Here is a 14,037-nt window from a genome sequence, read left to right on the forward strand (position 1 = left end):
GTCGGCCATGACACTCACGCAAAACGCGGCCATCGAAGCCTCCCCGCACAAAAGTGCGGGGAGGCTAGCGGCCCAGCCAAAGGTCGCATCGAAGCTTCGATTTCCGCTCAAGGAACTCGGCCCGGTCGCCACACTTGCAGTTCTCGTCCTGGTCTTCTCGCTGGCAAGTGCGCAGTTTCTGTCAGCCAGCAATCTGAAGGTCGTTCTTGAATCGAGCGCGATCCCGGTTGTCCTCGTCGTGGGCCTCTCCTTCATCCTGATCCAGGGTTCCATCGACCTGTCGATCGAAGGCGTCATGGCGGCATCGAGCATGCTGGTTTCGCTGCTCATCGCCAACTCTGTGACAGGTTTCGATCTGGGCTGGTGGGCCATTCTGGCGGGCGCCTGTCTTGGCTCAGCGTTTGGCCTGGTCAATGGTCTCGTCTACACATTTCTGCGGCTGCCCTCCCTGATCGTCACACTCGCAACCTGGTTTGTCGGGCTGGGTGTCGCCACCTTGCTCTTTCCGGGTAGACAGCCACAAATTCTTGATGAACGGCTGACGCGTCTGGCACTGGACAAGAGCCTCGGCGTTTCCGCCCTGGTTTTTCTGGCGCTCGCGGTTGCAGGATTTGGCTGGTTTCTGCAGACCTATACCCAGTTCGGGCGAATGTCCTACGCCATCGGCCGCGACGAGAATGCCACGAGGCAGTCAGGACAGTATGTCCGCTTTCACAAGGTCCTCGCTTTCGTGCTTATGGGGCTCATGTCCGGCGTTGGCGGTGTCATGATCTCCGCGCAGCTCGCGGTCGGCAATCCCGCAGCCGGTGAAGGTTTCCTGTTTCCGGCAGTCAGTGCCGCCGTGATTGGCGGAACGCTTCTCAGTGGCGGCACGGGCGGCGTACTCCATTCCATCATCGGGGTGTTCATTCTCGAGGTTCTGCGCAACGGCATGATCCAGCTTGGGGTCGACCCCTATCTGCGCCATGTGGCTGAGGGCCTCACCATCGTCGCGGCCCTGGTGGTCGGTAACTGGAGCCTTCGTGGCCGGCTGAGGATCGTCAAATGACCCCGGTTCTCGCTGCAACAGACATCGGCAAGACCTATCCGGGCGTGCGGGCATTGCACGACGTAAGCGTAGAGTTGCGCCAAAACGAGGTGCTTGGCCTCATTGGCCAGAATGGTTCCGGCAAGTCGACGCTTCTGAAAATCCTTTCAGGCATGGAGCAGCCGACCACCGGGAAGATTCGCCTGCGTGGCGTTGACACCATCGTCCGGTCGCCGCTGGCTGCGGCGAGCATGGGCATCGGGCTGGTCCATCAGGAGCAGTCACTTATCCCCAATCTCACGGTTGCCGAGAATATCTTTTTCGACAAGCCGTCGGTGCACCGTCGCTTCGGCTTCTACAACTGGAAAGGTCTCAATCGGGAAGCTGCCCGACAGCTCGCAAAGCTTGAATGCGATATCCCTCCTGCCATCAAGGTCGACACGCTGAGCTTTCCGGACCGGCAGATGGTCGAGTTCGCCAAGGTGCTTGCGATCGAGGAACTAATAGATCAGCCGCTTGTCATCCTGTTTGACGAACCAACGTCGCTGCTCAGCCCATCGGAGGTCGAAAATCTGTTTCGCCAGATCAGGCGACTGCGGGCGCGCGCATCAGTCGTTTTTGTGTCTCACCGGATGGAAGAGGTCCTGGAAATCTCCGACCGCGTTCACGTCATGGTCAATGGCGAGAATGTCGCGGAAAGAACGCAGGACACCACGAGCCACGAGGAGCTCTACCATCTGATGGTCGGCTCCCGACGCTCCGACGACTATTATCAGGAAAGCGGTCGCGAGCCGGTCGAAGCGTTCGACCCGCGGCTGGTGGTGGACGGTCTCACCGCGCCGGGCAGGTTTCACGACGTATCCCTCTCGGTCAGGTCAGGCGAGATCGTGGCCGTCACCGGAGTGGCAGGTTCGGGTGCCGAAACCTTCTGTCGCGCCATCTTCGGCGCCGAGGACGGTGTGGTTGGCAGCGTCAAGGTCGCCGGCCACGAACTGGGTTTATCCGCAATGCCCGATGCAGCGATACGCGCCGGGATCGGGTATGTCCCTGCCGAGCGAAAACTTGAGGGTGTCATAGTCGGACGCACCGTCCTCGAAAACATCGTTCTCACCTTCGGCCCGCAGATGGGACGGATCGGCCTGATCAACCGGAAAAAGGAAACGGCGCAAGCGCTTTCCTGGATCAACCGGCTCAAGGTCAAGACGCCTTCACCCGTCGAATATGTCGAGCGGTTGAGCGGGGGCAACCAGCAGAAGGTTTCTCTGGCCAAATGGCTGATGTCGGATCGTCTCCAGGTGCTCATCCTCGATCACCCGACGCGTGGCCTTGATCCTGGCGCCAAGGCCGATCTCTTCGCCGTCATGCGGGAACTCGCCCGCCAGGGCCTGGCGATTGTCTTTGTCTCCGAAACTCTCGAGGAGACTCTGGGTATGGCGGACACCGTGATCGTCATGCGTGATGGCGAAGTGTCGGCCAGATTTGAAGACCTTTGCCTGCACAAGCCAAGACCCGAACAAATTGTCGAGGCGATGGTATGAGTGGACACAGCCCAGAAATTCGCGCTGGCCAGGTTGGCGAACAGAACGCTTCCATCAGGCGAATCGAAATTGCCCGCAAGCTCAGGTCAATCGCTGTTCCGGCGATCGCGCTTGCCGGACTGTTCTCCACCATCGCATGGGTCCAGCCCAAACTCCTGTCGCTGCGGGCACTTGCCGGACTGACAACAGACGCCGCGCCGCTGCTCATGCTGGTCATGGGCAGTGCTGTCGTCATCCTGCTCGGCGGTATCGACCTGTCTGTCGCGACCATGGCTTCCTTTGCGGCGGTCGCCTTCGTCATGCTCAATCCGACCCTGGGGGAATTCGCTTTTGTCGCGGTGCTCGGGCTTGCCGGTCTCATTGGCGCGATACAGGGTTATGTTCACCACCGGGCCCAGATTCCGTCGTTTGTCGTAAGCTTCGGATCGCTGGGGATGCTCTACGGGATCACCCACTTCATCTCGAACGCTACCGCTGCCCCATTGTCGCAACCATCGGCCATCATCTCGTTCTTCGGCAGCCGCACGGGCGGGTTGCCGAACGGAGTGATTGTGGTTCTCATCTCGGCCGCCATCCTCGGCGCGGTGTTCCGGTTTACCCGTCTTGGCCGCGAGATCTTTGCAGTCGGTGCTTCAGAACGGGCGGCCCTCCTGTCGGGCGTCAAAAGCCTGCGCGTGAAGGTATTGGCCTTCGCTATTTCAGCGATCTGTGCATCTCTCGCCGGCCTGCTCCTGCTCGGGCAGACCGGATACAGCTCGCCTGCAATGGCGAACAACTACCTCCTTCCGGCGATCGTCGGTGTGGTGGTTGGCGGCACTGCCATTTCGGGAGGCATAGGGGGTATTGCCTGCGCCCTGATTGGTGGACTCATCGCCGGACTGGTGCGCATCGGCACTGTCATCGTCGGGCTCAATCCCGCCTACCAGAACATCGTTTTCGGCGTGGTCATAGTCATTGCAGTCGCCATAACGATCGATCGCGAGAAGATTGGCATCATCAAGTAGAGCGTCGGAAAGAAGGGGAACACATGCCAGGACGTAAGCGGCTGCAACTGGCACTTTTCGGCGCCGGACGGATGGGCTCGATTCACGCCGCCAACATTGCCAGGCATCCTCGTGCGGTGCTCGCCGCAATCGTTGATCCGAATATCGAAGGTGCCCGCGCCCTCGCGGAAACATTTCAGTCGCGCGTGCGCTCGGCAACCGACGTGTTCGACGATCTTGCCGTCGACGCTATCGTCATTGCCAGCGCCGCCTCTACGCACCCCGAATTGATTGACCAGGCGTTGGCTCGCGGCAAGGCCGTCTTCTGCGAGAAGCCACTGGCGCGTGATCTCGACACCGTTCGTTCGCTGGTTGCCGCGGTCGAGGCGGCGGGCACGCCGTTCCTGCTGGCGTTCAACCGACGCTTCGACCCCGGCTTCGCGTCGCTGGCCTCGCGACTGCGCGATGGCAAGGCAGGAGCCCCGGAACTGGTGCTGCTCACCAGCCGCGATCCCGGTCCGCCGCCGATCGACTACATCGTGGCTTCAGGCGGCATCCTTCGCGAAACCACCATTCATGACATTGACATAGCACGATGGCTGACCGGCGAGGAACCGAATAGTGTCTATGCCGTCGGTGCGGCGCGCACGGACCCGCGGATCGCCGCGGCCGGACATGTCGACACCGTCATGGTTACCCTGACGATGCCTTCGGGGACGCTCGTTTCGATCAACAATTCCTGGCGATCTGCCTATGGCTATGATCAGCGCGCGGAGATTCATGGAGCGGGCGGTATGCTCCAGCTCGGCAATGTTTTATCTACCCCGGTCACTGCCTGGAACGCCGACGGCGGGTCATCCGACAGGCCGCAGCCCTTCTTTCTCGAACGCTACGCGGACGCCTATCGGCAGGAGCTCGACTATTTCGTGAACCGCCTGGAGGAAGGAGGCGCCATGTCGCCTGGTGCCTCAGACGGTCTGAGAGCACTAGAGATTGCCGAGGCAGCTGAAGAGTCCATCAGGTCGGGCCTTGCGATTAGGCTCTCCTGAACCCACGACCTTTACCTGGAAAGCGCCCCGCCGAACCGTCCAGAAGAGGCGAGGGCTATCAACCCTCCACCTCCTGCCACTGCCGCGTTGCAGCGGCTTTTACGGTCGCTTCTATGACCGCGTTGATATGAGCCGCTTCGGCAAAACTCGGCGAAGCTGATGTGTCGTTCTTCTGGATTGCCTCAATAAGGCGGCGGGCCGTGATCACGAATGCTTCGCCATAACCCAGACCTTGCCCTTGCGCATACCAGAATGGTTCCGCTTCGGGGTGAATGCCGCCGATCATGATGCGGCGGAAGCCGCTTCGATCCTTTTGTTCCGCCTCGGTGTAGAGATGGATTTCATTGTTGCGCTCCCAACTGAACGACAGTGCTCCCTTGGAGCCGATCAGCGTGAAGGCGAGATCACTCTTGTGCCCGGTTGCGGCCCAGCATGAATGAATCGACCCCGTTGCCCCCGACCTGAATTCCACCAGTGTGGTCATCATGTCGTCGACAGTGACATTCCGCATGGCCGCTCCTTCAGCCCGCAGCGGAAAATAGGTTCGCGAGGATGCCGCAACGCGGGCAATGGGACCCACCAGCGCCACCGCAATATCGGAAATGTGGGATCCGAGATCGCCGCCAGCGCCGGCGCCTGCCCGGGCGCTGTCGAACCGCCAAGCGTAGGGCAGGTCCGGGGCGTTGGCATAGTCCTGGAAGAAGTGTCCCTCGAAGTGACGCAATTCACCGAGTTCGCCGCTCTCCACCAGCTTCCTGGCAAATTGCACCGCCGGCCAGCAGCGGTAGACGAAATTCACCATGTTGACCTTGCCAGACCGACTGGCAGCCTCTGCCATCCGTTTTGCGGAGGCTGCCGAGCTGGCCAGCGGCTTTTCGCAGAAGACATGTTTTCCATTGGCAAAGGCGTCGCTGGCGATCTCCTCATGGCTGTCATTGGGCGTAATGATGACCACGACGTCTATGTCGTCGGGGCGGGTAATCTGCTTCCAGTCTGTCGTTGCCTCTGCCCATCCCCACCGGCGTGCACTCTCCTCCGCAAGACGTGCATCGATGTCGGCTAGGCGAACCATCTCGATCCGAGGCATGTTCGGCCAGAGGAAGCCTTCGATGTTCCGCAGTGCCAGGCTGTGGGTCTTGGCCATATAGCCGGATCCTACAATACCGAATTTCAAGCTTTTCACTTTCTGGTCTCCTGGAGCTGCTCTGAAGTTCATCGGATGGAACGCCCGCCATCGACAGGTATGGCGAGGCCGGTCATGAAGCTTGCATCGTCGCTTGCGAGGAAGGCGACGACCGAGGCCACTTCCTCGGGCCTGCCGACCCGGCCGATAGGATGTTTCGATACAACCGCCTGGGTGGCCGCATCTGGATCCTGCGCTGCTCCCAGCCAGGACGTCACCATGCGCGTGCCGATGGCCGCCGGACAGACCGCATTCACGCGGATCCTGTCGCGTGCCAGGTCAAGCGCCAGCGACGCCGTCAGCGTGGTTATCCCGCTCTTCGATGCGCTGTAGGCGATCATGTTCTCGGTACCGCGGATGCCGGTGATCGAACCGACATTGACGATGGCGCCACCTCCTGCGGCTCTCAACCGGGGAACCGCTGCGCGGCAACCAAGGAAAACGCTCGTCAGATTGGTGTCGATCATCTCATGCCAGAGTTCGAGACTCGTCTTCTCGACGTCTCCGCTTGCGCGTGCCCCCGCGTTGTTCACCAGAACGTCCAGATGGCCGAACCGCTCGACTACTGTGTGGACGGCCTTTTCCCACGCATCGGATGATGTCACATCGAGGTAGACCGAAAAGGCGCCGTCCACATCTACCGATGACGGGGCACGCCTGTGCGCGGCAGCCACCTGGCCGCCTTCACGCTGGATCCTGCGTATGGTCTCCAGCCCGATGCCCGTCGATGCGCCGGTGACCATTACGACCTTGCCGTCGAACCGCTTCATTGAACCACTTTGCATAGCATTTCAATTTTCATCTTCTCTTGCTTCGTTTTTTGCCTTAGAAGCCATCATCTGGCTCCCCGGAGCGACAGCACAGCCTCACTCAGAACCCAAAATGCATAGCTAGTCAATATTCAGGAACACAGAAAATGGCTCAGACAGTCTCACTTACCACCGCGCAGGCGGTCGTCCGTTTCCTCAAGTCGCAATATTCGGACTATGACGGGCTGCAGGAACGCCTGATTGGCGGCATGTTTGGGATCTTCGGACACGGCAACGTCGCCGGCATGGGTGAGGCGCTTGAGGAGTATGGCGACGATCTACCCTTCTACCAGGCGAAAAACGAGCAATCGATGGTTCACGCCGCCATGGGCTATGCCAAGGCAAAAAACAGGCGCGCCACGCTTGCCTGCTCCGCCTCGATTGGTCCGGGCTCAACCAACATGCTCACGGGAGCGGCGACGGCCACGATCAACCGGATTCCGGTGCTGCTTCTGCCTTCTGACATCTTCGCGCACCGCAGGCCCGGGACGGTCCTTCAGCTTCTCGAACATCCGCTTGAAGCTGATCTGTCGGTCAACGACGCATTCAGGCCGCTGTCCCGGTTCTTCGACCGGATCTCGCGCCCCGAACAGCTGCTGACGGCGTTGCCGGAGGCCATGCGCATCCTTGTCGACCCGGCAAACACGGGCGCCGTCACCATTTCACTTCCGCAGGATGTCCAGGGCGAGGCGTTTTCCTGTCCGGCAGGTTTCTTCGACAGGCGCGTATGGCGTGTTCGCCGGGCAAGTCCGAATGCAGACGAGATTGCACGTGCCGCGGATTTGATCGCGCACTCCAGCCGGCCTCTAATCATTGCCGGCGGGGGAGTCCGGTATGCCGCGGCCGAAGCCGAGCTTGTGGCTTTCTGCAACCGCTTCGGCATCCCTGTCATGGAAACCTTCGCCGGCAAGGGGGTTTCGCAGGGTGCATCGCTGCTTCTGGGAGGCGGCGGCACGACGGGAACGGGGGCGGCCGCGCGGGTTGGTGAAAAGGCCGATCTGGTGATTGCAATAGGCACGCGCCTCACGGATTTTACCACGGCATCCCGGTCGCATTTCAACAGCGAAACCCGCTACCTCTCGATCAACGTCAACGCACAGGATGCCTACAAGCTCGGTGCAGAGCCCATTGTCGCCGATGCCAAACCCGCGCTTGCAGCGCTTGGCGAGGCGCTGGCGGGCAGGGGCTATGCAACCACCCACAGCTTCCGAAACGAGGTTCGTGGCGCAGTCGATACCTGGCTGGAAGACTATCGTGCATCCATCTCGCACGAGCAGGGAGCGCCTCTCAAGCAGGGAACGATCATCGCCATGGTCAACCAGGCGGCCGTGAAGGGTGATGTGGTGATTGCCGCCGCCGGCACGCCACCAGGCGAGATCATGAAGGCCTGGGATAATTCGGCCGGCAGCGAATGCTTCATCGAATTCGGCTTTTCGTGCATGGGTCACGAGATACCGGCCGGGCTGGGTGTTGCAATCGCACGGGAAAACAAGGGCACCGTGTTCGTTGTCATCGGAGACGGCACCTATCTCATGGGGCCGACCGAACTGGTGACAGCGGTCCAGGAGGGTGCCCGCCTGGTCACAGTGGTCATCGAGAACTGGGGATTCCAGTGCATCAGGGCGCTTCAGCAGGCCAGCACAGGCGCAGACAACTTCGGCAATGAATTCCGGCGCCGCTCGGCCGAGGGGCGCCAGCCAGACGGCGACTATCTCGACGTCGACTACGCGGCAAACGCACGATCGATGGGCTGCGCGGTGTTTTCCGCTTCCGATCCAGATGGCCTTGCCGAAGCGCTCGCTCAAGCCAGGACAGTCGACGGTCCCGCCGTGATCGTGGTGAAGGCCGAGAAACGGGGCGGTTCGATCGGGGCCGATCTGTGGTGGGAAGTCGGCGTCGCTGAAGTTTCCGGCCTGGAACGGGTCCGCGAGGCGCGCAGGCGCTACGAGACCGGTCGCGCCAAGCAGAAGACGCTGGTCTGACCGGAGGGAACCGATGTCCCAACTGATCGAAGTGCTGCCGGTACAGATGGAGCTTGGCGAGTGTCCGTTGTGGGACCACCGCCAGAACCGTCTCTATTGGGTGGATATCATACGCTGCACGCTTTTCGAGCTTGACTGGCTGTCTCGCGCGATGCGCACATGGCCGCTGCCGGCGTTGGGCGGCGGTCTGGCGCTGCTTGGCGCCGATGAAATCCTGGTCGCGGCGCAGACCGGCCTTTTCCGCTTCAGTCCTGCCACCGGGCAGTACCAATATCTTCTGCATCCTGAAGCGGGCATGCCGACAAACCGGCTGAACGAAGGCAAGGCGGACCCTGCAGGCAATTTCTGGATCGGGTCGATGTCGACCCTCGGAAGGCGGCCAGAAGGCAGCCTCTACAGGGTCTCGCCCGCCGGCCAGATCAGCCGGTTGCTTTCTGGAATCCACGTTCCCAACGCCCTGGTCTTCCCTCCCGATGACGAGGTCATTTTTACTGACAGCCATATGAAGGTGATCTGGCGTTACCATCTCGATCCGCACAGCGGAGAACTTGCCGGGCGCCAGGTTTTTGCTGACGACACCGCACTGGCATCGATACCGGACGGCGCGGTCGCCGACACAGAGGGCAACATCTGGAACGCCAAGTTCGGCGGCGGGCGGATCGCCGTCTACCAGGGGCAGGGGCGGCTTGCAGACGAGCTGCTCCTGCCAGCCACGCAGGTAACGTCCTGCGCGTTCTGCGGGCCCGATCTCGACTACCTTGCGGTGACAACAGCCAAACGGCTGCTCGACGATGAACAGAGACGGGCCCAGATCGAGGCCGGCAACCTGTTCATCTTTAGGCCGGGCGCAACCGGTTTGCGGGAGCCGGTCAGCCGGATCTGACCGGAGCGGTCGGAGGGGATCGGACGTCCTCGGGCAATTTCCGGTGCGACAAATCTGCGGAAGCCGGGGTCAGCGGATACCCCGCCTTACGCCGTCTTCCGCAGCATCAATATTGGAAGTGTCGACAATGGCCGGGCCGGTGTAGATGTCGTCAGCCATCGTGAAGCCCTGCGCCACGTGCAGCCACATCTGCTGCACCGACAGATAACCCTGCAGATATTGCTGGCTGTCGATCGTGGCGACAATGTCGCCAGACCGGATGCCATCGATCTGCGGCTGGGCAACATCGAACGTCATGTGGGCCCACTGACGTTCGAGGGGGACCAGTTTACGGGCGTCAATGACCGCCTGTGCTCCTGGAGGACCAAGTGTGAGCACAGCGTCCACGCCGGTATTTTCGGTCAGATATTCCGCGACGGCCCGCGCACAGGCTTCCGCATCGCCGCCAGGCACGCGAAGCCGGTCTGTCCTCAGGCCCTTTGCCTCGAAGGCCTGTTCGAAACCCTGATAGCGATCGGAATGGCAGATGTGGTGGTGCAGGTAATGATCCACGCACATGCCGGTTTTCGGCGAGAGCTTTCCGATCAGATAGTTGCCAGCAAGGCGTCCGGCGTTGGTATCGTCGCCGCCAATGTAAAACAGATAGGGAATGCGTTCGCCCTGCGGCCGCGGGTCCCTGGCGTTGATTGCAATGACCGGTATGCCCCTCTGGATGACGGCACGGAGCGGTGCGTCGACCGCCTCCACGCGCGGAATGGTGGAGATGATGCCATCCGGCTGCGCATGCATCGCTCCCTCGATAAGGCCAGCCTGGATTTCGGGCGAGAATTTGCCAGGTCTGAGGTGCTCGACATCGACGTCATAGCGCTCCGCAGCGTCCATAAGTCCCCTGCGGAAGACGTCCCAGAATACGTCGCCGAGAATGTCGTGCGTGATCGCGTAGAACTTCAGGCGTTTAGGTCGCATGCCGGGGAAACCGCAAATGCATAGCTATTCATATATCCTTGTGCTACATGCCTGACACTTGAAAATCAATCGAAAAGTTGACCCATGCGCAAGTACCGGATCGTCATTGTGGGAACCGGAAGAATAGCTGCCGTGCACGCCCGCTCCGTTCACCGCAGTCCGTGGCTGGAGCTCGCTGGCTTCGTCGATGCCCTGGCACCGGGCAGTCTGCCGTCAGACTGGGGCCTGCCCTGCTTTCCCACGCTGGGCGAGGCCGCAGGGGCAATAGTGCCCGACGCTATCGTCATCGCCTCACCGACAGACACCCATGTCAGTTATCTGGCGATGGCCGTCGATCTCGGTCTGCCGGCGCTCTGTGAAAAGCCCGTCGCCCGTGATCGCCGCTCCATCGAGGCGGCAATCGACCTTGTGGGCAGATCCGGCCTTCCGGTCATACTCGGATTTCATAGGCGCTTCGATCCCATGCGGCGTGAGGTCCGGAACCGGATCGCGGCCGGCGGCATCGGCAAAATTGAACATATTCTCCAGCTAAGCCGGGACGTCTCCCTGCCGGATCGGACCGTCACAGCGCATCAGGGCGGCATCGTTGCTGATATGGTGGTTCATGATCTTGACGAACTCCTCTGGCTGGTGGGACGCCAGCCTGACCGCGTTCTCGCCCGCCTGGACAGGAACGTCGATCCCGGCCTCGCCGAGATCGGCGACCATGACACCGCATCGCTGCAGCTGGAATGGGATGATGGTCCGGTAGGCCATATCTCGGCGACCCGCCGGGCCGTGCATGGTTTCGAACAGCGGCTCGAAGTCTTCGGGTCTGGCGGCCGTCTCGTTTGCGATGATCCCAGGGTCAGCTGCGTTCGCCAGGATTCGGCACAAGGCACATTGCTGGACGGTCGCGATGCCGACTTCCAGGAGCGCTATCGCGATGCCTATCAGGCCGAAGTTGACCATCTCGCGGACCTTTTGCGATGCGGCGGCGAGCCCCTGTGCAGCCTCGAGGACGGCCTCAGAGCCTTCGACCTGGTGGAACGGGTGGTCGAGAGCGCACGATGAAGGTCAGATCTGCCATCGGCTCGATCGGGGGCCAGCCCCCATGCTCTGTCCGCAGCTGCGAACATGACATTGTCGATGGCGCGCATTGTCGCTAACCTGCCGGCTTGTGCATTGCAATTCAGAGGCGGAGTCTAGCGTGCGGCAGGACGATGAAAACGGCAGCAAGCAGCCGACGTTGCTAGACGCGGCAGGCGGTCCGGATGGCCGCGGCAGGCTGCAGCCGTCTTCGATCGATGTGGCGCGGCTGGCCGGAGTGTCGCAGTCGGCAGTATCGCGCGCCTTTACCCCGGGTGCCAGCGTCAGCAAGAAGACGCGTGAGAAAGTAATCGCGGCAGCGCGTGAACTTGGCTACCAGCCAAGCATCCTTCCACGCATCCTGGTGACGCATCGCTCGCAGCTGATCGCCATTGTCATTGGCGGAATGTACAACCCCTACTACGCCAACATCTTCGAGCAGTTCACCCGACAGTTTCAGGCACAGGGCTACCAAGTCCTGGTGTTTTTCGTCGATCACAACGAGTACTTCGACGCAGCCATTCCCCTGATCATGCGCTATCGCGTCGATGGCATCATATCGGCGCTTTCCATAATGTCCAAAGACGCTGCCGACGAGTGCGCCCAGATGCGTATTCCTATCGTCCTGCTCAACGGACGGCAGCAGAACAAATGGGTTTCTGCCGTCTGCTGCGACAACGTCGAGGGCGGCAGGCTGATCGCAAATCTCCTGTTCCAGAAGGGTGGAACGCGATTCGCCTACATCGCCGGTAACGAAACGCTGGCCAATACCGATCGCGAGCAGGGATTTGTCGGGCGCCTGAAAGAGCTCGGCGTCGAGGATGTCGAGATCGTAAAAGGCAATTTCCACTACGAGGGCGGCTATGAAGCCGCCCGTACCCTGTTTGCGGGAGAGAGCCCGCCCGACGCGGTGTTCTGCGCAAACGACTTGACTGCCATTGGGGCAATGGAATGCGCCCGCGTCGAGTATGGCCTGCGCATTCCCGAAGACGTCATGATCGCCGGCTTTGACGATGCGACATTTTCGAGCTGGCCGTCCTATTCATTGACCACAATCCGCCAGAATGGAGCGGAAATGGTTGACGCAGCCATCGCCGCGCTCAAGCAGCGCTGGCAAGAGGGCACTGCCGGCGGTGGCAGGTTGCGCCTCGTTCCCGGAACGCTTTGCGAGCGAAAATCAACCGCACGCTAGCCCGGACATCTGCCACTTCCGTCGGAACACCCATTTCCATCTGCCTTGGCCTCGTGCACTGCCCAATTCGTTGCAGCCGGCACCCCGATAGCGGCAAAACCTGCATACATTTCAGGTTCCGACTTGACTTTGCATAGCTATTCATATCTTAAGATCACACGCTCGACAGGATCGGTTGGCAGCGGACGAAAGTGCAGAAACAGGACCTCGGAATGGCCGGATCGAACGAAATTGGCATTGGCATGATCGGCTACGCCTTCATGGGCAAGTCACATACGCTTGGCTATCGCGATGTGCCTCTCATTGCCCCGGAGGCCGTGCCTCGCCCAAGGCTGGTGTCGCTCTACGGGCGCGATGCGCAAAAACTCGAAGTAGCCAGAAATCGGCTGGGATGGGAACAGGGCGTCACGGACTGGCGCGATATCGTGGCCGACGACAGGATCCAGCTGTTCGACAATTCAGGTCCAAATGCGCTGCATGTCGAGCCGACTATCGCCGCAGCTCGAGCCGGCAAGCACGTGTTTTGCGAGAAGCCGCTTGGCCCAACTGCAGATGACGCCTTTGCGATGTGGGATGTAGCTCACAAGTCAGGCGTCAAGCATATGTGTGCCTACAACTATCGCTTTTTTCCGGCGCTGCAGCTCGCACGTGAGATCATCCAGTCCGGCGAGATCGGCGAAATCCTTCATTACCGGTCGCAGTTTCTCGTCTCCTCGTCTCTCGATGAGACACGCGAGAAAAGCTGGCGCGATGACAGGCAGGCTGCAGGTGCGGGAGCGCTTGGCGATCTCGGAGCGCACCATATTGATCTCTCGCGCTTCCTGATGAATGCTGACCCAGCGACCGTGCAGGCCGTTACCCGAATAAAGGTCGGCGCTGCAAGCGATGGCGCCCGGATCGAGACGGACGACCAGTTTGCAGCATTGTTCGACTATGACAACGGCGCGCTCGGCGTCGTCGAGGCCTCACGGGTCGCTGGCGGTCATCTGGTTACAAGCAGGATCGAAGTCGACGGCTCAAAAGGGTCGATAGCGTTTTCGATGCAGCGTCTCAATGAGCTGCGTGTTGCTGGAGCCGACAAGGCCTTCCGGACAATTCCGGTCATGCGAAGCGCTGATCCCTACCAGTCAAACTGGTTTCCGCCAGGCCATCCGCTTGGTTGGGTAGACACATTCAGCCATGAGGCCGTTCACATTCTGGGTGCGATTGCCGGGTTGCATGAGGTTGCTCCGATCGGAGCAACGTTCCGTGATGGCTACTACTGTTCCGAAATCATTGATGCGGCGATCGGTGCCGCCAGCCTCGGTCAGCGGGTCGACATCTCCTACCGAAGCGTAGACGAGTGAAGGGGTAGTCT

Annotated in this window: 12 protein-coding genes; 9 read left to right on the forward strand and 3 right to left on the reverse strand. The window is 60.8% G+C overall.

What is annotated here, in order from left to right:
* The first annotated feature begins 7 nt into the window (after positions 1 to 7).
* From AC0NID_RS14810 to iolG, 4 genes are read left to right on the forward strand one after another with little or no spacing between them, the layout of a single operon-like run.
* Positions 8 to 1,048, forward strand: coding sequence for an ABC transporter permease (locus AC0NID_RS14810; protein WP_473458067.1), 1,041 nt, complete (start codon positions 8 to 10; stop codon positions 1,046 to 1,048).
* Positions 1,045 to 2,565: a sugar ABC transporter ATP-binding protein gene (locus AC0NID_RS14815; protein WP_473458068.1), complete on the forward strand. Its 1,521-nt coding sequence runs from the start codon at positions 1,045 to 1,047 to the stop codon at positions 2,563 to 2,565. The genes AC0NID_RS14810 and AC0NID_RS14815 overlap by 4 nt, the downstream gene beginning before the upstream one ends.
* Positions 2,517 to 3,569 (forward strand): ABC transporter permease, encoded by a 1,053-nt coding sequence (locus AC0NID_RS14820; protein WP_473458069.1) that lies wholly within the window; start codon positions 2,517 to 2,519, stop codon positions 3,567 to 3,569. Before AC0NID_RS14815 ends, AC0NID_RS14820 begins: the two co-directional genes overlap by 49 nt.
* 23 nt (positions 3,570 to 3,592) lie before the next feature.
* Positions 3,593 to 4,597, forward strand: a complete 1,005-nt coding sequence (gene iolG / locus AC0NID_RS14825) for an inositol 2-dehydrogenase (protein ID WP_473458070.1) — start codon at positions 3,593 to 3,595, stop codon at positions 4,595 to 4,597.
* Positions 4,598 to 4,655: 58 nt separating this feature from the next.
* Here iolG and AC0NID_RS14830 read toward each other — a convergent pair whose 3' ends face one another.
* Both AC0NID_RS14830 and AC0NID_RS14835 read right to left on the reverse strand, forming a co-directional pair.
* On the reverse strand, positions 4,656 to 5,780 hold the full coding sequence (locus AC0NID_RS14830) for a Gfo/Idh/MocA family protein (RefSeq protein ID WP_473458071.1): 1,125 nt from the start codon (positions 5,778 to 5,780) through the stop codon (positions 4,656 to 4,658).
* Between the two features lie 29 nt (positions 5,781 to 5,809).
* Positions 5,810 to 6,550: an SDR family NAD(P)-dependent oxidoreductase gene (locus tag AC0NID_RS14835; RefSeq protein ID WP_473458072.1), complete on the reverse strand. Its 741-nt coding sequence runs from the start codon at positions 6,548 to 6,550 to the stop codon at positions 5,810 to 5,812.
* 146 nt (positions 6,551 to 6,696) lie between these two features.
* Here AC0NID_RS14835 and iolD point away from each other — a divergent pair, with 146 nt between their 5' ends.
* A complete protein-coding gene (gene iolD / locus AC0NID_RS14840; protein ID WP_473458073.1) occupies positions 6,697 to 8,571 on the forward strand; it encodes a 3D-(3,5/4)-trihydroxycyclohexane-1,2-dione acylhydrolase (decyclizing) in 1,875 nt (624 codons plus the stop codon).
* A 13-nt stretch (positions 8,572 to 8,584) separates the two neighbouring features.
* Positions 8,585 to 9,454 carry an SMP-30/gluconolactonase/LRE family protein gene (locus AC0NID_RS14845; protein ID WP_473458074.1) on the forward strand — a complete coding sequence of 290 codons (870 nt, stop codon included), beginning with the start codon at positions 8,585 to 8,587 and terminating at the stop codon, positions 9,452 to 9,454.
* Positions 9,455 to 9,523: 69 nt separating this feature from the next.
* On the opposite strand, the gene AC0NID_RS14850 is transcribed toward AC0NID_RS14845, so the two are convergent.
* Positions 9,524 to 10,420 (reverse strand): sugar ABC transporter substrate-binding protein, encoded by an 897-nt coding sequence (locus tag AC0NID_RS14850; protein ID WP_473458075.1) that lies wholly within the window; start codon positions 10,418 to 10,420, stop codon positions 9,524 to 9,526.
* A gap of 84 nt (positions 10,421 to 10,504) precedes the next feature.
* On the opposite strand from AC0NID_RS14850, the gene AC0NID_RS14855 reads away from it, so the two are divergent.
* The 3 genes from AC0NID_RS14855 to AC0NID_RS14865 all read left to right on the forward strand — a co-directional run bounded on the left by AC0NID_RS14855 (position 10,505) and on the right by AC0NID_RS14865 (position 14,026).
* Entirely contained in the window at positions 10,505 to 11,473 is a 969-nt protein-coding gene (locus AC0NID_RS14855; protein WP_473458076.1) for a Gfo/Idh/MocA family protein, read from the forward strand.
* A 136-nt stretch (positions 11,474 to 11,609) separates the two neighbouring features.
* Positions 11,610 to 12,680, forward strand: a complete 1,071-nt coding sequence (locus tag AC0NID_RS14860; RefSeq protein WP_473458077.1) for a LacI family DNA-binding transcriptional regulator — start codon at positions 11,610 to 11,612, stop codon at positions 12,678 to 12,680.
* 212 nt (positions 12,681 to 12,892) lie between these two features.
* On the forward strand, positions 12,893 to 14,026 hold the full coding sequence (locus AC0NID_RS14865) for a Gfo/Idh/MocA family protein (protein ID WP_473458078.1): 1,134 nt from the start codon (positions 12,893 to 12,895) through the stop codon (positions 14,024 to 14,026).
* Positions 14,027 to 14,037: the final 11 nt, after the last annotated feature.

The organism is Mesorhizobium sp. WSM4821 (genome assembly GCF_055901555.1).

Bases quoted from the DNA above. Each gene is read 5' to 3' on its own strand.
- AC0NID_RS14845 (WP_473458074.1), top strand. From the start codon at position 8,585: ATGTCCCAACTGATCGAAGTGCTGCCGGTACAGATGGAGCTTGGCGAG.
- iolD (WP_473458073.1), top strand. From the start codon at position 6,697: ATGGCTCAGACAGTCTCACTTACCACCGCGCAGGCGGTCGTCCGTTTC.
- AC0NID_RS14835 (WP_473458072.1), bottom strand. From the start codon at position 6,550: ATGAAGCGGTTCGACGGCAAGGTCGTAATGGTCACCGGCGCATCGACG.
- AC0NID_RS14855 (WP_473458076.1), top strand. From the start codon at position 10,505: ATGCGCAAGTACCGGATCGTCATTGTGGGAACCGGAAGAATAGCTGCC.
- AC0NID_RS14850 (WP_473458075.1), bottom strand. From the start codon at position 10,420: ATGCGACCTAAACGCCTGAAGTTCTACGCGATCACGCACGACATTCTC.
- AC0NID_RS14865 (WP_473458078.1), top strand. From the start codon at position 12,893: ATGGCCGGATCGAACGAAATTGGCATTGGCATGATCGGCTACGCCTTC.
- iolG (WP_473458070.1), top strand. From the start codon at position 3,593: ATGCCAGGACGTAAGCGGCTGCAACTGGCACTTTTCGGCGCCGGACGG.
- AC0NID_RS14815 (WP_473458068.1), top strand. From the start codon at position 1,045: ATGACCCCGGTTCTCGCTGCAACAGACATCGGCAAGACCTATCCGGGC.
- AC0NID_RS14810 (WP_473458067.1), top strand. From the start codon at position 8: ATGACACTCACGCAAAACGCGGCCATCGAAGCCTCCCCGCACAAAAGT.